Here is a 17,970-nt window from a genome sequence, read left to right on the forward strand (position 1 = left end):
ACGCATCGCTGTCCGAAGCGTCTCCGGCGGTGAAAAACGTCGATGGTCGGTCGCTTACTCGTCGACGGCGACGTCGTCGTCGTCCACGTCGACGGCGGTCTCCTCCTCGGCGGCGATCTCCTCGGGTCGCGCCTCGAGCGAGAGCTTCTGGATCTCGACGCGGCGAAGCGGGTACACCGTCTTCGCCTCGCCGTAGATCGCCGACGAGAGGCGACCCTCGACGACGGAGTCGATGAGCTCCGAGAACGAGCGGTCCTCGGCGGCCTGCTCGACCAGGTCGATCATGATCTGGCGGATGGCCTGCTCCTGCGAGCGGTCGGCCTTCTTCGTCGTGAACGCGACCGGGCTGACGCGGACGCGGTAGTCGTCGGTCGTGCGCACGGTGATGTGCAGGTCGATCTTCGAGGCGCCGCGGCGCACCATCGAGCGGAGGTAATCGCGCGTGAGTTCGTGCTGAATGAACTCGGTGTACGCGGCGTCCGACCCGACGTCCGTGATCTTGAACGTCAGCTTGACGTTGTCCTGTCCTTGGTCACCGGTGATCTCGCCCAGCGTGGTCTCGACCGTGCGGCCGACGACCTGATCGGGCTCCTCGGCCATCGTGTCGCCGAGCTCGGCTCGGTCGAACTGCTCGGGCGCGAGGACGGTGTACCAGCGTTTCCCCTGTCGTTGTCGTGAGACTGATCGTTCGCTCATGTGTCGTGTGTGTCTGCGTCTGCGGTGTCGCGTGTCTCGGCTGTGTCGCGGATACCGTCCGCGTCGTTGGTGTCGCGGATACCGTCCGCGTCGTTGGTGTCGCGGATACCGTCCGCGTCGTTCGTGTCGTCCTCCGTCCCCCGTCCCGTCGCGACCACGTCGTCGGCCACGCCGAGGTTCACGAGATAGTCGTCCACCGAGGCGAGGAAGCCGCCGGTCGTGTCCCGCGTGACACGGGTCGCGACCGTCGCTCCGTCCGCCTCCGTCCGGATGTCGTCCGTGTTGTCCGGCGAGATGGCCGCCGCGATCGTCGCCGCGGCCTCGGCGTCGGCGTGCGTCGTCTCGACAGTCGCAGTGCGCGCGAGGTCGTCCCCCGTCATCGCAGGGCCTCCCTGAACGCGCCGATGAACGCCTGCACGTCGCCGCCGGCGAAGCGCGCCTCGCCGAGCCTGTCGTCGCCGATGACATCGACCGACTCGTCGGTGTTGTCGATGTCATCGGTGCCGTCCGAAGCCGTCGTCGCCTCGACACCGGCTCGGAGCGCGGCGGTCACGTCGGCCGTCCCGTCGCCGGCGGCGGCGGCCGCGTCGTCGGAGACGACGAGTGCGACCGGCTCCGGCGAGGCGTAGCCGCGGACGAGTCGCGCGGCGGTGGCAAGCGCCGGCGCGTCGGCCGGCGGGGCCTCCACGCGGGCGACGAACGCGCCGTCGTACCGGCCCGTCGTCGGGTCCGCGAGCGCCTCGTGGACGCTGGCGGCGTGGTCGCGCCACGTCGCCAGCGCCGCGTCGGTCACGTCCGCGCCGAGCGCGAGCGCCACGCCGAGTCCCGGGCGCTCGCGTGCGAGCGCGTCGAGCACGTCGGCATAGCCTCCGAGCGTGGCAAACGGCCCCGTCGGCGTCTCGAACGGGCGTAGCGCCCGTTCGACGGCGGACACCGCGCGGTCGGGCGCGTCGGCGGTCGCGTCGAGCGCGACCGCGGAGGCGAGTCGGCGATGGTCGTCATCGTCGACCTCGTCTGGCCTGTCGGCCTCGGTGTCGATACCGAGATCTGCAAGCAGCGCGCTTGCGGCGTCCACGTCGCCGGAGTACGGCGTCCAGATCCGCGTCGAGTGCGCGAGCCCGTCGGCGAGATCCGCCGTGGGGACTGCCACGCCCGGGCGTCGATCAATGACGCCGCGGCGTTCGGCCTCCTCCAGCAGGCTCCCGCTGCCGCCGTCGCCCGGGACGGTCCCGGCGGCGACGACGCCCGCGAGCCCGACGATCGGGTCCGGCTCGATGCCGAGCGTGTCGACGACGGCGGCAGCGACGACCGACACCGGCCGCGAGCCGGGTTCGATTCCGGTCGCGTTCGGCGCAGTCCAGCCCAGCGCGAGCGCGGTCCCGTCACCGTCGGGGACCGCGCTGGCGCGTGTGGCGCGAACCTGGAACGGCGTGCCTCGCGCGTCGAGCGCGCGAGCGAGTACCCCCGCCGCGGCGAGCGCGTCGCCGGTGGGTCGGGGGTAGATCCGGACGAACTCCGCCGCCGCCAGCGCCGAGGCTACCCGTTCGGGGGTGGCCTCGGTCGGCTGGTCGGCAGCGGTGGACATTGGTGTGGTTCGTGGGTGGGGTCGGGTGTCTTACCGGTCGTCCGCGAGGAGGTCGACGGCGACGTCGTAGCTGTACCGGAAGTCCTCGTCGAGTTTGTCGCCGCGGTAGTAGTCCGCGAGGCGACGGATCTTGGACTCGGTGTTCTGGAGCGCGCGCTTGTTCTGCGCGTCCTGCTGGTTCTCCGCCATGTGCTCACGGAGGCGCACCGCGCGCTCCATGAGGTTGCGGATGTCCTCGGGCAGGTCGTTGCCGGCGTCGTGCTCCTCGAGGATCTCGGTGACCTTCTTGCCGGTCGCGAGCTTCACGTTCGGAACTGGCGTGCCCTTCACGCCCTCGTCGCGCAGTTTCAGGCCGATGACGCTCGGGTCGTGGCCCTGCTCGGCGAGTTCGACGACGCGTTCCTCGACGTCCTCGGTATCGACGGCGCTCCACTCCGGGGGTTCGTCTGCCGCGGGGTTGTCCGAACCGGACGACCCTCGACGGCGGGTATGCATTCGTGCCATTGTCTGAAGTTGGAACGTCGGCCGCAGAAGCGAGCCACCGCCGGCTGTCGCTCCCGAGCGCGCCTCCGGCGCGAACGGGCAGTCCGACGGGGGCACATCCGCAATCCCAAGCCCAACGCGGGCGAGTCAGAGTTGCGGCCGTGCTGTTCCCATCACAAGGGTCTCAGTCGCGGGCCTAAGGGCTTTCTATCCGTCTCTCGACCGTGGTGATCGGTAGCGGGGACGTGCGCAGTCGAAGCCCTTAACTATCGAACCGCGATATCAGGTAGTGCAGGCGGGCTCGTAGATCAGTGGTAGATCGTTCCCTTGGCAGGGGAAAGGCCGTGGGTTCAAATCCCACCGAGTCCACTCGGAATTTACTTCCTGGAGCGGGAGCAGTATCCCAGGGGATGGCAACTCTCAGGCCCACTACCGGAAGGGTTCTTGTGAGGGCCGCCCATCACGCGAGCGAATACCCTTCGGTTTTGGGTTCGGGTCGACGTAGTCCGTCGATCGTCGCAGGGGAGGTGTTCGCCGTGAGCTACTGTCCGAACTGCGGCACTCGACTCGTTACTCGGACACCGGCAGGAAGCGGGATCCCGCGTCGTGTCTGTCCGTTCCTCGTCGCGCTTCATCACGGGGACTCGGAGACGATGTGAACACGACATTTGCCTCGCGAGATCGTTCGGCTGTGCGTTCGAGAGCGGTACTCACCTGGAACAAAGCGACCCCCGATCTGGAACGATCCTATAAATATCAGATATGATTACTGAATCGGTCCACTTATGGTATGACGAGTCTACTCGCGTCCTGTACAGTACTGCCGGGGGGCGACTCCCTTCGGGGAGGACTGTGGAACAAAACAATGGATTTCAACGCACTCTTCGACGACGACCGTGCAGTCAGCCCGGTGATCGGCGTGATTTTGATGGTTGCGATCACGGTGATCCTCGCGGCTGTCATTGGTTCGTTCGTCCTCGGCCTGGGGAACAGCGTGCAGCAGACATCGCCGAACGCGAACTTCCAGTTCGACTACTCCGCGACTGGGGATAACTACGACGTTACAGCCACTCATACTGGGGGAGATACGATCCCCGACGGTGATACGCTGAATCTCACGGACGGTACTGATACCAATACGACGCCGTTCTCGAGTGGAGCCATGTCAGCCGGTGATTCGCTCAGTATCACTACGACTCCGGACACGACTGTCCGTGTCATCTGGACATCCGAGAGCGGCGACTCCTCGCAGGCGCTCGCGACCGGCGAGACGCCCTCGTAACGTCGCCGAACAACTTTTTCCGTTTTTCCCGGTCGGTACCGACTGGATCGACTACTCGCCCGATTACAGCGACTTCATCCCTGATACCACGGAACCAACCCTTATGCCCCTCCTATCCCTCCACCGAATGATGCCTACTTGGGGGGGTAACGACCAACGGGGGCAGGGCGACGTGATCGCCCTGATGCTCCTGCTCGCGATCACCGTCGTCGGCGCGTCGGCGATCGTCGCGTTCGGTGGGGACGCTATCGGCGGGATCCAATCGTCGGCGACCACCGGGGCCGCCGAGCAGTCGATGACGCAGTTCGACTCGAAGGCGAGCCTCGTCGCCCACGGCGACAGCGACGCCCAGCGTGTCCGACTCACGGGGAGCGGCAGCGCCACCCGGGCGGTCGAGGCCGACGCGGGGTGGATGAACGTCACGATACGGAACACGACCGACGACGAGGTGACGACGGTGTTGACGAACACGACGCTCGGCGCCGTCACCTACCGCGACGGCGACACGGTCGTCGCCTATCAGGGCGGCGGCGTCTGGCGCCGGACCGGCGGCGGAAGCACGATGGTGTCGCCGCCGGAGTTCCACTATCGCGGCACCACGCTGACGCTGCCGCTCGTGACCGTCTCCGGCGACGCCCGACTCGGCGAGTCGGTGCGCGTCACACGCTCCAACGACTCCACCGCCGTCTACCCGGACCCGAACGCGACGAACCGGACGAACCCGCTCGACGAGGGGAAGGTGGTGATCGTCGTTCGCAGCGAGTTCTACCGGGCGTGGGGGCAGTTCTTCGCCGAGCGGACCCGCGGGAGCGTCTCGATCGACGACGCCAACGGAACGGCGACGATCGAACTGCAGACGCCGACCGACCTGGAGCCGGTCCAGGCCGCGCTCACCTCACGGGCCGTCGGCGACGAGATCACCCTCAGCGGGACCGGAAACAGCAACGTCTGGATCGACAGCTACAACTCCTCAAACGGGCCGTACTCGGACTCCAGTAGTACGAACGGCACCGTCGTCACGGCCGGGAGTATCGACCTCTCAGCGAACGGGAAGATCCTGGGGAACGTCCGCTCGGGCGGGTCGGTGAACCTCCAAACGTCGAACGGCAACATCACGGGCACCGTCGAGCACACGACGGGATACAGCGCGAACAAGAACGCCGAGCCACAGCCAGACTCCGACCGGGTCTCACAGATCGACGGCGTCGCCGCCGGCGACGACCTCTCCCCGTTCGTCAGGTCCCGGCTCGACGCCATCGAGTCCGACAACGACAACGGGGACACGTCGGCGATCGCCGAGAACGGCGGCGAGTACTCGCTCAACTTCAGTGCGGACGACACCGCCACGCTCTCCGGCGAGGACGGGACGGACTACTACCTGTCGGACATCGACATGAGGAACGGCGAGGAGCTGGTGATCGACACGGCCGACGCCAGCGAGGTCGAGATCGCCGTCGGTCAGCGCGTCTCGCTCGCCGGGACGAAGATCCGGATCGAGGGGGGCGGGGTCGTTCGGTTCTACGTCACGGGCGACATCACGCTCGACGGCGCGAACGTCTCGGTCCCGAACGAGCGGTCGCGGCAACACTGGATGTACGGCACGAGCAACACCGACGTCGACATCTCCGGCGGAAGTCGGTTCGTCGGCGTGTTGTACGTCACCGGCGACGACGGCGGCGACAACGCCTTCACGATCAAGCAGTCCGACGTGTACGGCGGCGTCGTCGCCGGCGGGATGGACATCGAGAACGGCGGGACCGTCCACTACGACCGGGCGCTCGGCGTCGAGCAAGTCGTTCCCGTCGACGCCGACATCCCGCGGATCACGTACCTCCACGTGTCGATCACGGAGATCGAGGTCGACGACTGATCGGGCAACTGGGGACGACCGACGAAGCCGTTCTACCGTTCGAGTCTCACCCTGATCGTCGTCCTGGGGACGACTACGCGGTCGACCTCAACCTGGTAGGTTACGCTGTCGGCGCTTCCGTCCTCGGTCCCCTCGATGACGGTGCCGTCGTCGAGCGACTCGAAGTACCGCTCCCACGCGTCCGCCCGAGGCGACTCGACGGTGACGTTCACCCGGATCGGACCGTCCGATCCCGCGTCCAGCTCCCTCGCGATCCCGCGGGAGGTCGCGTCCATCGCGACGAGAACGGTCGAACTTCCGCCGATCGCGCTCCGGCTTCCCGGCCGCGTCGTGACTGTCAGCGGAAGCACCGCGCGTTCGTCGTCGACCAGCCAGCCGGGTCCGTCGCGCATCACCGCCGCGTCGCCGTCGCTTCGGATCACCGTGCCGAACGACGCGGCCACGGTCGTGTCGCCGTCGCTGTACGTGATCGGACGGGTAGCCGCGGTGACCGTGAAGTTCTCCGCGGTGTCGGATGTGTTCGTCGCCTCGACGGTCACGTTGGCCCGTCCCTCGACGGCGAGCGTCCCGCCGTTGAGCTTGATCTCCGTCGCGCGCCCCGGCGCGCCGTCGCGGACGATGTCGTCGACGTTGTCGTCCAGCACGTCGAACGCCCGCTCCATGTTCTCCAGCTGCTCGCCCGTCCTGAGGTCCGTCAACGCCGTGAACCCGGTCGCGTACACCGCACCGATCGTCAACGCGATGAGCGAGAACACGAGCACGAACCCGATCGCGTCGCTCTGGGCGCGGTTCACGCGGACCGCACCTCCAGTTGGTCCCCGGCGTACACGATCTCCACGTCGCCGCCCGAGAGGCTCGCGTTGGCGACCGTCTCCGTCGTCGCCGCCGTCACCGTGACGCTCACGTCGGTCACCGTCGCGCTCAACACGACCGTCGGTGGGGGCCCGGACCTGACCGCGATCGAGTACGTCGACCCGGCGACGCTGCGGGGATAGGAGCCACGGACGACCACGTCCGTCCCGTTCGCGCCGACGAGTCGATCGGCCGCCATCAGCCGGGCGGTCAGCTGCTGACCCACGACCTCCAGCGCCTCCCGAGTCGTGTCCTCCCGCTGCTGTTCGACGGTGTTGCCCGCGGCGATGAGCAGGCCGCTGATCAACAGCGCGGTGATACCGAGGGTGAGCACGTACGACAGCGCGGTCGCCGTCGCCCGGTCGCGATCGGCGTCGCCGGGAGTCCCTCGAGCGCGCCGCGACCGCGGGCGCTCACGCATCGCGCTCACCCGGAGCGACCCGGACGGTCGTTCGGTACTCCAGCTCGTTCGTCTCATACGTGATCGGGAGTCTAACGGCGTACACCGCGGGCACGTAGTACGGCGAGTCGGGGTCGTCAGTCGCCGTTCCGTTGTTGAGCGAGGACGTCTCCAGTATGTCCCTCGTTCCCCGGACGGTGAGGTTGTACGTCCCCCGTGCGTTCGACCCGTTCCGGTACTTCAGATCGTAGCTGGTCGTGACTCCCTCCCGCCAGTCGAGACCGGGACACGACTCACCCCCGAGTGACCCCTCGGTGAATCCGAGCGTCGCGTTCGCGGCGTCGACGGAACACACCTGGGTCGCGCTGCTCTCGCCCGCGGACCGCACGGCGACCGCGATGTCGCCTGTGGAGTCGTTCTCGTACACGTATGCCCGCCAGGCCTCCGTCGAACTGTTGCTCGCGACGACGACGGTGAACGCGCCGTCGACGGCGCTCGCGTTCGTCGTGGCCAGCGAGGAGTTCTCGACCGTCGCCTCGAACGCCCGAGTCCGGTTCGTGTCGTACAGGAGCGTCCAGTCGGCAGGTCCCGCCGCTGAGTCGAACTCCCGGCTGCCGTTCGTCTGCCGGACGAGGACACCGCCGGTGTACGTTTTCGCGGAGCGGTTCACGGTCGCGCTCGCCGATCGGCGCGCCGCCGACTCGCGCAACAGCGAGTCGAGTTCCGCCACCCCCGCCGAGACGTTCGCCTTCAGCGCCGCCCGGTCGTCGTACTCGGCGGCGTTCTCCCGGTCGACGATCCCGCCGACGCCGTCGACGACCGCCGCTCGGTAGCCCAGCGCTTCCGTCTCGCCGACGCCGTCGTCCCGGGTAGCGAGGTTCTCCGTGTAGATCGCCGTGTTCGTGACCAGTACCAGCGCGACCAACACCACCGCCAGCGCGAGTCCCGCAACGAGCACCAACTGTCCGCGGTCGCGGTCGCCTCCGTCGGCATCGCTCGCGTCGGATCGGTCGTCGCCCGCGGGGATCGTGTCGGTCATATCCGCCATACGACGATGCGCACCTCCATGACGCCGAACAGCGGGCCGTCCGGGTCCGAATCGTCGGCGTAGAAGCGGTCGGCGTCCGCGGCCGCGGAGACGTTCCCCGACCCGTCGGCCAGCGGGTCGTCATCGTAGAGCACGACCGACCGCGTCGCGGCGACGGCGTTGTCGCTGGGCGACCCCATGTACACCATTCGGGTGCGTCCCCGACTCCCGTCGGCGCGGCGATAGCCGACCTCGACGTTGAACGCGATGCGATCCTCACCGAACGTCTCGTTCAGCGTCGCCCCGAACGGGAGCGGCGGTCCTCCGGCCGCGTACACGCCGTCGTCGCCGCTGTGGTCGAACCGCTCGGTGGTTGTGTTCCAGTACAGCACTGCGGGGCGAAGCGTGCCGTTCGCCTCCGCCGCAGCCAGCGTCCCCTCGGCGACGGCCCCCTGCTGGTTCTCGATGTGCTGGTTCGACGTACTCGCCGTCAGTGGCGTTACCGCCGTCGCCTGAAGCGCGAACAGCACGCCGCTCAACAGGACGATCGCCGCCGCGAATCCCTCCAGGGTGTGGGCCTGTCCGCGCATGCTCACCACACCCTCACGAACACCGTCCAGTCGCGGTCGTCGAGCAGTACTGCCCGACGCGAGACCGACACGTCCGTCCCGCGCGACGGATCGGGCCCCACTGCCAGCTCCGTCCCGTCGAGCGTCCGGCTCCCCGCTCCGTCGACGATCGTCACGTTCACCGACCGCGTCGGGGAACCGATCCCGAGCGCGCCGTCGAGGTCGCTGGCGTTGGCGTCGTACCGGCAGCCGTCGACCGTCACGCTGTCGTCGAAGAAGCCGACGGTGCAGTCCGCGTCGAGCACCGACGGTCGCGTCGCGTCAGCGACGAGCAGGTCACGAGTCAGCCGGTCGGCCGCCCGGTCAGCTACGACTACCGCGTCCGTGGCGTCGTCGGTGAACGGGGTGATCAACGAAGGCACGAACGCGAACACGAACGCGACGACCAGTAGGAACACGCTCACACCGATGGCGTAGTCGATAGTTGTCTGCCCGCGGTCGCGGTTGCGGTTGGCGGCGTGGCCGGCTGCAGCGGTCGTTGTCGGGCCAGCGTCGTCGCTCACGCCACCACCACCCACACGCCGAGTGCGACGGTGAGCAACACGACGACGAATTTCATCCCGCTCACGATGTCGGCGCTGCGGATGTAGCCCGCGATGATCCCCGACAGCACCGCCTGGATCGTCACCGCGTGAAAGAACAGCACCGACAGGCGGTCGACGTCGACGCCGCCGCCGAACCCGCCGGAGCCGAGTCCGCCACCCCCGCCTCCGCCGGTCGCAGCGCCGCCCCCGCCACCGCCCGCCTGCGCGGTCAACCCTGCGAGCACGTCGAGGAACCGGAGCTTCAGGATGGCCATCACCGCAAGGAGCGTGAGGTACGTCATCAGGATGATCGCAACCTGCATCCGGGTCCGGGAGATCCGCTCGCGATCGATGTCGTCCTGGTTCTCCGAGGCCTGTGCGGCCGTCGTCAGCACGTCGGTGATCTGGCTGGACGCCTGCTGAGCCTCCGAGATGAGCTTCACCGTCCGCGCGAGCCGCGGGATATGGTATTTGTTGTTGAATTCAACCATGGCCTCCCGGAGGCTCATCCCGTAGTTCACCTTCGCGTACATCACCTCGAACTCCTCGGCGAGCTTCCCGCTCGAGGTGTCGGCGGTCGTTCGGATCGACTCCAACAGCGTCTGCCCGGTGTCGTTGGCCGAGGAGAGCTTCCGGAGGTTGTCCGAGAGCTTGCTGGTGATCCCGCCGCGTCGGATCTGGTGCCACTCGTAGAAGATCACGAGCGGGATCAGCGTGACGTACGCGGGCACGTACACCCACACGAACGTCGACCACACCGGGTTGTCGACGAACCCCTGAAACGTCAGCGGCGCGTTTCCGGAGGCGACCCCGAACCCGACCAGCACGAGCGCGGCGGGCCCGGTGAGCGCGAGCGTGAACAGGGGGTTATCCCGGAAGAACAGGTGCGGCGCCTTCAGCAGCTCCCCGGTCTTGTACGTCCCCTCGCGCGATCGGATCCGGTCGAACAGCGAGAACTCGCCCGTGAACGCCTCGACGAGCCCGAGGTGGAGCAACCCCTCGCGCTGTTGTTCCGCGAAGTGTTCGTCGATGCCGCCCGGGTCGAGGTAGCCGTCGCCGACTTCGTCCTGCTTGACCGTCGAGACGAGCACGAGGAATCCGACCCCGATGAGCGGCGTGAGGAGGTAGACGGTCGCCGTCAGGAGGAAGTCCTGTCCCTGTCCGAGCATCGACATGATGACGAGGATGATGATCAATAGGAGGGGAAACAGCGACAGCGTCATGTACATCTCGCCGAACAGCTCCAGTGTCTCCAGCGACAACTCCTGCTGCTGTTTCGACGTGCGGAGGTGCTTCTCCTTTTTGTCGTAGAGGAACCGTTCCATGTCGCCGCCGGAGTTGATGATCGACAGCATGTCGGTGAGGAACTGCGAGAACTCCTCGCTTGGCGTCTCGATGGACTGCTGGCGAACCGCGTTGCGGTAGTCGGTGCCGAAGTAGCTGGTCTCCTGCACGATGCTTTGGAACTCCTTTGCCACCTCGCCGTAGGTGTCGTCGGCCTCCGCCATCGACTCGAAGATCTCCAGTTGGTTCAGGCCGCCCACCGAGAGGGCGTACATGAACGAGACGGCGTCCGCGAGGAGCATGTTGATCTCGCGCTTGCGCGCGTTGGCCCGCTGGTAGGGGATCGCGAGCAGCGTGCCGAACCCGAGGCCGAACCCGATGCTCCCGAACACGACGCCGCTGACAAGCACGGCCGCAGGCTCGGTGAGCGACTCCAGCAGTGCCGCCTGTTCGGGGGAGCTCGCCGGGATCCCGAGTCCGATCGACTCCGCCTGGACGATCCCGAACGCGAACAGACTCCACCCCAGCAGCATCCCGACCACCCACAGCGTCAGCCCCACGAGCACGCCGACACCGAGGGCCTTGGAGACGTACAGCTCGACGGGCTGATTCATCCGCGCTTGGGTCAGCTTCGTATCGACGGTGTCGACGAAGTCCCCCTCCTGATCGAACACCCGCAGGAACAACGGATAGAACGCGTCCGCGAACCCCCGCGCGCTCCCGAAGCTCGTGTCGCTGTCGAGACTCATCTACTCCTCCTCTTCCCCCGCGTCGTCGTCGGCCGACGCCACTTCCCCGAATCCCCAGTCGTCGATCACCTCCTCGTCGGGGACTGTTTCCTCGTCGGGAGCGGGCTCGTCCAACGACGCGTCGCTTCGCGAGTGGTCCCCTTCGGAACCGGTTCCGGAAGGGTCGTCGTCGAACTGGTCGATCGCGTCGAACGGGTCGGCGGCCTCGCCGTTCGGGTCGGTCCCGCTGTTGTTCGCGTCGGCCTCGGTAGCGCCGCAGTCAGCGTCGTCATCGACGAGCCCATCGGCCGTGTCGACCGACCGGTCGATGTCGAGCGGTTCCGGGCCGATGCCGTCGAACGGCGCGCCGGTAGCGACGCCGTCCGCGTCTACACCCGCGTCGCCGGCGAGGGAATCCCCCACTCCGGGCTCGGCCGCGACATCGCCTGTCGGTTCGACCGTGCCCAAGGCGGCCGCCACGCCGTCGGTGCGCTCGCCGCGGAACTCATCGAGGATCGAGTCCGCCTCCTCGAGGATCGACTCCGCCTCCGCCGCCTGCGCCTCGGAGGGTTCCGGACGGGGCACCATCTCCTCTTTGTCCTCGTCGACGTCGATCAGCACCGACTCCATCTCGCGGAGGTCGTCGAGGCTCGCCTCCAGTCGCTCGTTTGCCATGAGCGAGAGGATCGTCTCGGGGTCGTTGATGAACGCCTGCAGCGTCGCCGCCACCTGCGTGTACGTGTTGAGGCCGCGGTCGATGAGGTACGCGATCACCGCGCGGCGCTTGAGCATTTCCTCCTCGAGCGTACCGACGCTCCAGCCGCGGTCGAACATGATCTCCTCCAGTGTGTTCGAATCCCCCATGTGGAGGAACTCGTCCGTCTCGGCCTGCCACTGGTACACGTCCTGGACGTTGATCTCGTCGTTCTCGGCGTCGTAGTGGTTGATCTCCGTGAGCGACTTGTTCCGGCGCACCTTCCGGCCCTGCACCCGCGTCGACGTCTGCACCGACACCAGGTCCAGCGCCGTGAACATCGTCTTCGAGACGTTGATCGGCTCGGTCGTGAACCGCTTGAGCACCTCCCCGACGTTGTCCGCGTGGAACGTCGTGTAGGTGGTGTGCCCGGTCGACATGACCTGAAAGAGGGTTCGTCCCTCCTCGCCGCGGATCTCGCCCATGACGATGTAGTCGGGGCGCTGGCGCAGCGCGGCCTCCAGCAGGTCGAACTCGTCGACGTCGCCGCCGTCGTCGTCGGCGAAGGAGGGACGGGTGACCGAGGCGATCCAGTTGCGCTGGGGGAGTTCGACCTCGCGGGTGTCCTCGATGGAGACGATCTTCGAGTTCGAGGGGATGAACAACGAGACGGCGTTCAGGCTCGTCGTCTTCCCGGAGGCGGTACCGCCCGCGAAGATCAGCGACTTGTGGTTCTCGATACACAACCACAGGAACGCCATCTCGTCGAGGCTGAACGTGTTCCAGTTGATGAGGTCGATGGGCGTGAAGGGGACGTCCTTGAACTGCCGGATCGTGTAGTTCGTCCCGTGATCCGACACCTCCTTGCCGAGGGTTAACTGCGCACGAGAGCCGTCGGGGAGCGTGGCGTCCACCTGGGGGCGACGCTTGGAGATCCCTTTTCCGGAGCGCTGTGCGAGCTTGACGACGAAGTCGTCGAGCTCCTGCTCGCCGTGGTACACGTTCGAGATGATCTGCTCGTAGTCGGAGTGATAGACGAAGACCGGCGAGTTGTAGCCGTCGACGGAGATGTCCTCGACGTTGATGTCGTGTTTGATGCCGTCGATGCGCTCGTAGCCGACGAAGTCACGTTCGAGGTAGTACAGCGCCTTCGTCACGGTGTACTCGGTGAGCGTATCGGGGTCCTCCGCGAGGACGGCCGGTTCGGGTCGCGCGGCGATCCCCTCGATCCCCCCGTCGGAAACCGCCGGTGCGACGCCGAGCGCACGGATCAGCCGCCCCGCGGCACCCTCGTCCTCGACATCAACACCGAACAGGTCCGCGAGCTTGTCGCCGAACTTCGGGCCGCCGTCGCGCGTGTAGAGGTCGTAGCGGTCGAGCAGGTCGTACGTCTCCTCGCGGATCGTCAGCTTGCGGTGGTCGTCGTCGGCCGCGACGGCCCCCTCGTCGGCGTACTTGATCGCCGAGCGCAGTTTCCCTTCGAGAAACTCGAAGAGGTCCGTCTCGATGGCGTTGCGGTACGGCTCGACCACGTAGTATTTCTTCTCGTTCTCCTTCGTCGAGTGGAAGATGATCACGAACGAGTACGGCTCGTTCACCCAGTAGCGCTCGACCTCGCGGAAGTGGCGCTTCTTCGGCATCGGAACCGCCTTCTCCAGATCGTAGCGGTTCGCGACCGTCGTCATGCCCGCGGCGTCGCTGAAGAACGCGTCCTCGTCGATGTCGTCGGCGATGTCGACGGTGCGCTCGTCGATCACCTCGTCCAGTTCAGGCGCGCGCTTCGCGAGGTGACCGAGCGTCTCCTCGACGCGGTTGGGGTCGAACCCGAGCGCCTCGGCCTTGTCGGCGTCGGTGAACTCCAGCGGTTCGTCCTCCTCATCCGTCGGTGGGTTCCCCTCCTCGTCGAGGAAGTACTCCTCGCGGTAGTCGTCCCACGTGTAGATGTCCTTCCAGACGGGGGTCTCGTCGTAGGCGAGCAGCGGGGAGCGATCCGCGATGGACTCGCCGAGCGCGCCGGCCGCACCGACGGTCGGCGACACGTCGCCGGGGTCCATGCCGAGCGCGTCGGCGGCGACCTCGGTGACGCCCAGCGCCGCCAGATCCTCCGCTGTCGCGGCGCGGACCTCGATCCGGACGATCTCCTCGCCGTCCTCGTCCTCCTCGACGACTTCCGTCCGGAGGCGCTCGGCGAGTTCGTCGGCCGCGTCCTCGCGACCGTGATCTCGCAGGAAGTCCGGCCACGTGTACTCCCCGACGACGACTGCATCCCCCGAAGCCGCCGCGGACACGGATTCGTCGTCGAATCCGGCGGCCGCGTCAGCGTCGTCGGTAGCCATTGAGTTGACTCAATCCGGGCGCCACGTTAAATGCTTGCCCTCCATATCACCGGTGAGAAAGTCCCCATAAAGTCGTGAGAGACCCGTCGTACCGGGAGAGATGTGACTCTTGTGTTCGGTTTGTACTGAACTTCTCAGCCTCGGAATCAATCCCTCGCTCGATCGAAACTCGTGGTCACGGGTCATGATGACGAGACGGTGCAGCAGTCTCGACTCACGAACGAGACGGGCGTGACGGGAGTCACGCGAGCGAACGCAGTGAGCGAGTGTGACTACGTCGCGGCCGTGAACGAGCGAAGCGAGCGAACGGGCGTGACGGGATTCGAACCCGCGATCTAGCGGTTAGGAACCGCTCGCCGTATCCGCTTGGCCACACGCCCCGCGGTGGGGAGTGCTCGGCGCGCAGGGAAAAGCGGTCCGGGACGGCGCCTTAGTTCTTCTCGGCGTCGGTCTCGAGAGCGGCGTTGTCAGTGTCGCCGGTCGAGTCGGCGTCGACGGTCGAATCGGTGTCGACGGTGGAGTCAGCGGCGATCTCGTCCTCGTCCTCGCGCTCGCCCTCCTGCATCTCCTGGAGTTCGTCCTCGACCTGCTCGCGGCCCTTCTTGAACTCGCCCATCGCCTGCCCGGTCGAGCGGGCCAGCTTGGGGATCTTGTTCGCCCCGAACAGCAGCACCAACACGAGCAGGATAATGAGCATCTCTGGACCGCCCGGGATGGCGCCGAACAGGGGTAGAGTGGTAGGCATCTCTACTCCGGGGTTACCCGGTGGCAATTATAGGCTTTTTGCTCTTCCGAGGTTCGCATTGTACGGCGGCTCACGACGCCGATCACGCAGGGAACGGGTCCCGAATCGGTCCCGGATCGGTCCCGGATCGGTCCCGGATCGCTTCCATTCGCCTTCGCTCGTTCCCAACGTACCCTTGAGTACGATCACACTTGCCACCGAATACGTCCGATCCGAACACGCGGCCGGCGCCGCTCGGTCCGATAGGCTGGCCGAGGCCTTTTGCGGTCGCCCCCCGTCCGCCGTGGTATGAGCGACAACGCCGGTTCGACGGGAACGGCTCGGGACGACCGACAGGACGACGACCCGAACGGGATGAGCGTCCAGCAGTACGACCCCGACGCCGAGCACGCGTTCCCCGACGAGCGCGTGAACGAGGTATTGGAGGTGATCGAATCCGACCCCGAGATCCAGACGTATCTCCGCGCGCAGAACGTCAACGCTGTCACGCGAAAGGGGTACAACGACCACGGGGCCAAGCACATCGAGATCGTCCGCAACCGGGCGCTGCGCCTGTACGAGCTCCTGAAACGCGGCGGCGTCGAATTCAACGGCGCGAGCCAACAGGGACTCGACGAGGCCGACGAGCCGGTCATCGTGGCGCTCGCGGCGACGCTTCACGACATCGGCCACGTCGTCCACCGGGACGAACACGCCTACTACTCGATCCCGCTGGCCGCCGACCTGCTGGATCGGTTGCTCCCCCAGTTCGACTACTACGGGACCGGGGAAACCGTCCGGGTGAAAGCCGAGATACTTCACGCCATCCTCTGTCACCACACCGAGGAGACGCCGCTCACCCGCGAGGCCGGCGTCATTCGCGTCGCCGACGCGCTCGACATGGAGCGCGGTCGCTCACGCATCCCGTACGAGAAGGGCGGCCGGGGCATCAACACCCTCTCGTCGCGGGCGATCAGCAACGTCGAACTCAAGCCCGGCAGCGAGGCGGACGGCCACGACGGCGACGCGATGCCTGTGCTGGTCGAGATCGAGATGGTGAACGCGGCGGGCGTCTATCAGGTCGACAATCTCCTGAAGGAGAAACTGCGCGACTCGCTCATCGAGGATCTCGTGCGGATCGTCGCGATCAACACGAAAAGCGATGACCAGCTCGTCGAGCGGATCGAACTCTGACGCCGTCGAACCGCGTCGCCGGCTGCCGGGAGCGCGCAGTCCCCGTGTGAGAACATCTCGTAGCTGGCCGGGATGAGGGAATTTAAGCGCCCGCTGCGTATTTCGGAACGTAACAGTGGTGCAGTTCGGCAACTCCGTCGCCCTCCTGCGCGACAAGGAGTTCTCGGCGCTGGCGGGCACGGCGTTCGCGCGGAGTCAGGCGTACTCGACGCTGCTCATCGCGCTGGCGCTGTACGCCGAGGACTTCGGAACGACCGGGACGGTCGAAGGACTGTTCGGCACCGCCTTCGCCGTCGTCCAACTGCTCATCGTCCTCCCGCTCGGCCGGAAAGTCGACACGAGTAACGCGAAACACTGGCTCCTGCTCGGGCTCGCGATCAACGTCGTCGTCTTCTTCGGGTTCATGCTCGTCGAGAGCGCGACCCACGTCATCCTCGTCCGGGTGCTTCAGGGCGTCGGCGCGTCCGTCCTCTGGATCACGGGCTCGACCGTCGTCGGTCACATCGCCCCGGACAACGAGAACGGGCGGTGGCTGGGGTCGTACAATCAGGTCGCGGCGTTCTCCAGCCTCGCGGGCGACGTGGTCGGCGGCTACCTCCTGTTCGCCGAGGGCTACACGTTCACCTACGTGGTCCTCACGGGGGTCACGATCCTCGCGTTCGTCCTCGTGCTTCTCAACCTCCGGGACGACCCCGGCGGCGGCACCGAGAACGACGCCGGCGGCGGCGTCGCGACCTTGAAGGCGCTGCTGGACCTCCCGATGATCCGCGCGCTCGTCGTCTTCCGGCTCGCCTTCTCGGTCGGCAAGATGGCCGTCATCATCTTCCTCCCCATCCTCGCGCGCACCGAGTTCGGCACGACCGCGTTCGCCATCGGCTGGATCCTCGCGGGCGGGAAGCTCACGAAGTCGATCACGCAGGGGTACGTCGGCGACCTCTCCGACCGCGTCGGCAACAAGGAGTACTTCGTCGTCGCCGGTGCGTTCCTGTACGGGATCGGCACCGCGCTCATCCCGCTGAGCTACTACTTCGAGGGAACGATCGACCCCGTCCGGTTCGTCGCGTTCGGGGGCGAGCAGACGCTCGGCGGCGCGTTCTTCAGCCTCTTCGGGGCGTACATGGTGCTCGGCATCGCCGACTCCATCCGCCTGCCCGCGTCGATGTCGCTGTTCGTCGAGGAGGGCGAACGGTACGACTCGGTCGCCTCCGCGATGAGCCTCCGGTCGATCTCGTGGAAGGTCGGACAGGTCGCCGGGCCGGTCGGCATCGGCGCCATCAAGCAGTACGTCTCGACGAGCGCCGCGTTCTACACGGCCGCGGGGTTCATCGTGGTCGCGTCCGGCGTCTTCTGGGTCGTGTTCCGCCGCGCGTCGGCACGGGAGGCGGCGCTGGCCGATGCGAACGCTGACCCGGCGGACGACTGACCGCGGCGCCGTCGCTGGCGGGTTGCGGTCCGGAAAACCATGCGCCGGCGGGGATTTGAACCACGCCCGGACGTGCTCGCTCCGCTGTGCGCGTCCGGTCTACTATCAAATCCCCTCGGGGGATTTTCGCCTCACTTCGCTCGGCAGAACATGCGCCGGCGGGGATTTGAACCCCGGTCGTTGGCTTGGAAGGCCAAAGTCATACCAGCTAGACCACCGGCGCGCTCGTCACTGCGTTC

General features: G+C 66.9%; 17 protein-coding genes and 3 tRNA genes. 6 read left to right on the forward strand and 14 right to left on the reverse strand.

The window, feature by feature from the left end; translation table 11 throughout:
- Positions 1–54: 54 nt before the first annotated feature.
- From ABJD39_RS00405 to ABJD39_RS00420, 4 genes are read right to left on the reverse strand one after another with little or no spacing between them, the layout of a single operon-like run.
- On the reverse strand, positions 55–696 hold the full coding sequence (locus ABJD39_RS00405) for a 30S ribosomal protein S3ae (RefSeq protein WP_348610637.1): 642 nt from the start codon (positions 694–696) through the stop codon (positions 55–57).
- Positions 693–1,076 (reverse strand): KEOPS complex subunit Pcc1, encoded by a 384-nt coding sequence (locus ABJD39_RS00410; protein WP_348610640.1) that lies wholly within the window; start codon positions 1,074–1,076, stop codon positions 693–695. The genes ABJD39_RS00405 and ABJD39_RS00410 overlap by 4 nt, the downstream gene beginning before the upstream one ends.
- Complete coding sequence (locus ABJD39_RS00415; RefSeq protein ID WP_348610643.1) at positions 1,073–2,281, reverse strand: exonuclease RecJ; 1,209 nt, start codon at positions 2,279–2,281, stop codon at positions 1,073–1,075. The genes ABJD39_RS00410 and ABJD39_RS00415 overlap by 4 nt, the downstream gene beginning before the upstream one ends.
- Positions 2,282–2,311: 30 nt before the next feature.
- Complete coding sequence (locus tag ABJD39_RS00420; RefSeq protein WP_348610646.1) at positions 2,312–2,785, reverse strand: 30S ribosomal protein S15; 474 nt, start codon at positions 2,783–2,785, stop codon at positions 2,312–2,314.
- 276 nt (positions 2,786–3,061) lie between these two features.
- Here ABJD39_RS00420 and ABJD39_RS00425 point away from each other — a divergent pair.
- The 3 genes from ABJD39_RS00425 (at position 3,062) to ABJD39_RS00435 (ending at position 5,916) form a co-directional block, all read left to right on the forward strand.
- Positions 3,062–3,133 (forward strand) — tRNA-Ala (locus ABJD39_RS00425).
- A gap of 496 nt (positions 3,134–3,629) precedes the next feature.
- A complete protein-coding gene (locus tag ABJD39_RS00430; RefSeq protein ID WP_348610649.1) occupies positions 3,630–4,046 on the forward strand; it encodes a type IV pilin N-terminal domain-containing protein in 417 nt (138 codons plus the stop codon).
- A 130-nt stretch (positions 4,047–4,176) separates the two neighbouring features.
- On the forward strand, positions 4,177–5,916 hold the full coding sequence (locus ABJD39_RS00435) for a DUF7289 family protein (RefSeq protein WP_348610652.1): 1,740 nt from the start codon (positions 4,177–4,179) through the stop codon (positions 5,914–5,916).
- A 32-nt stretch (positions 5,917–5,948) separates the two neighbouring features.
- Here ABJD39_RS00435 and ABJD39_RS00440 read toward each other — a convergent pair whose 3' ends face one another.
- From ABJD39_RS00440 to ABJD39_RS00470, 7 genes are read right to left on the reverse strand one after another with little or no spacing between them, the layout of a single operon-like run.
- Positions 5,949–6,710 (reverse strand): DUF7289 family protein, encoded by a 762-nt coding sequence (locus ABJD39_RS00440; RefSeq protein ID WP_348610655.1) that lies wholly within the window; start codon positions 6,708–6,710, stop codon positions 5,949–5,951.
- On the reverse strand, positions 6,707–7,189 hold the full coding sequence (locus ABJD39_RS00445) for a DUF7266 family protein (RefSeq protein ID WP_348610658.1): 483 nt from the start codon (positions 7,187–7,189) through the stop codon (positions 6,707–6,709). The genes ABJD39_RS00440 and ABJD39_RS00445 overlap by 4 nt, the downstream gene beginning before the upstream one ends.
- A complete protein-coding gene (locus tag ABJD39_RS00450; protein WP_348610661.1) occupies positions 7,182–8,216 on the reverse strand; it encodes a DUF7261 family protein in 1,035 nt (344 codons plus the stop codon). The genes ABJD39_RS00445 and ABJD39_RS00450 overlap by 8 nt, the downstream gene beginning before the upstream one ends.
- Positions 8,204–8,785, reverse strand: a complete 582-nt coding sequence (locus tag ABJD39_RS00455) for a DUF7288 family protein (RefSeq protein ID WP_348610663.1) — start codon at positions 8,783–8,785, stop codon at positions 8,204–8,206. Before ABJD39_RS00455 ends, ABJD39_RS00450 begins: the two co-directional genes overlap by 13 nt.
- A gap of 2 nt (positions 8,786–8,787) precedes the next feature.
- Entirely contained in the window at positions 8,788–9,327 is a 540-nt protein-coding gene (locus tag ABJD39_RS00460) for a DUF7287 family protein (RefSeq protein ID WP_348610664.1), read from the reverse strand.
- On the reverse strand, positions 9,324–11,381 hold the full coding sequence (locus ABJD39_RS00465) for a type II secretion system F family protein (RefSeq protein WP_348610667.1): 2,058 nt from the start codon (positions 11,379–11,381) through the stop codon (positions 9,324–9,326). The genes ABJD39_RS00460 and ABJD39_RS00465 overlap by 4 nt, the downstream gene beginning before the upstream one ends.
- Positions 11,382–14,390, reverse strand: coding sequence for an ATPase, T2SS/T4P/T4SS family (locus ABJD39_RS00470; protein WP_348610670.1), 3,009 nt, complete (start codon positions 14,388–14,390; stop codon positions 11,382–11,384).
- A gap of 198 nt (positions 14,391–14,588) precedes the next feature.
- Here ABJD39_RS00470 and ABJD39_RS00475 point away from each other — a divergent pair, with 198 nt between their 5' ends.
- Entirely contained in the window at positions 14,589–14,729 is a 141-nt protein-coding gene (locus ABJD39_RS00475; protein ID WP_348610673.1) for a hypothetical protein, read from the forward strand.
- Here ABJD39_RS00475 and ABJD39_RS00480 read toward each other — a convergent pair.
- Together ABJD39_RS00480 and ABJD39_RS00485 are read right to left on the reverse strand one after the other, a co-directional pair.
- Positions 14,698–14,770: transfer RNA gene (locus tag ABJD39_RS00480), tRNA-Arg, on the reverse strand. The two genes, ABJD39_RS00475 and ABJD39_RS00480, sit on opposite strands and share 32 nt — an antisense overlap.
- A gap of 50 nt (positions 14,771–14,820) precedes the next feature.
- Positions 14,821–15,135, reverse strand: coding sequence for a Sec-independent protein translocase subunit TatA/TatB (locus tag ABJD39_RS00485; RefSeq protein ID WP_348610676.1), 315 nt, complete (start codon positions 15,133–15,135; stop codon positions 14,821–14,823).
- Between the two features lie 288 nt (positions 15,136–15,423).
- On the opposite strand from ABJD39_RS00485, the gene ABJD39_RS00490 reads away from it, so the two are divergent.
- Both ABJD39_RS00490 and ABJD39_RS00495 read left to right on the forward strand, forming a co-directional pair.
- Positions 15,424–16,308, forward strand: a complete 885-nt coding sequence (locus tag ABJD39_RS00490) for an HD domain-containing protein (protein ID WP_431357857.1) — start codon at positions 15,424–15,426, stop codon at positions 16,306–16,308.
- 115 nt (positions 16,309–16,423) lie between these two features.
- Positions 16,424–17,731 (forward strand): MFS transporter, encoded by a 1,308-nt coding sequence (locus ABJD39_RS00495; protein ID WP_348610679.1) that lies wholly within the window; start codon positions 16,424–16,426, stop codon positions 17,729–17,731.
- A 151-nt stretch (positions 17,732–17,882) separates the two neighbouring features.
- Here the strand turns inward: ABJD39_RS00495 and ABJD39_RS00500 are convergent.
- Positions 17,883–17,954: transfer RNA gene (locus ABJD39_RS00500), tRNA-Gly, on the reverse strand.
- Positions 17,955–17,970 lie beyond the last annotated feature (16 nt).

This window comes from Halobaculum rarum, from assembly GCF_040025155.1.
GTDB classification, from domain to species: domain Archaea; phylum Halobacteriota; class Halobacteria; order Halobacteriales; family Haloferacaceae; genus Halobaculum; species Halobaculum rarum.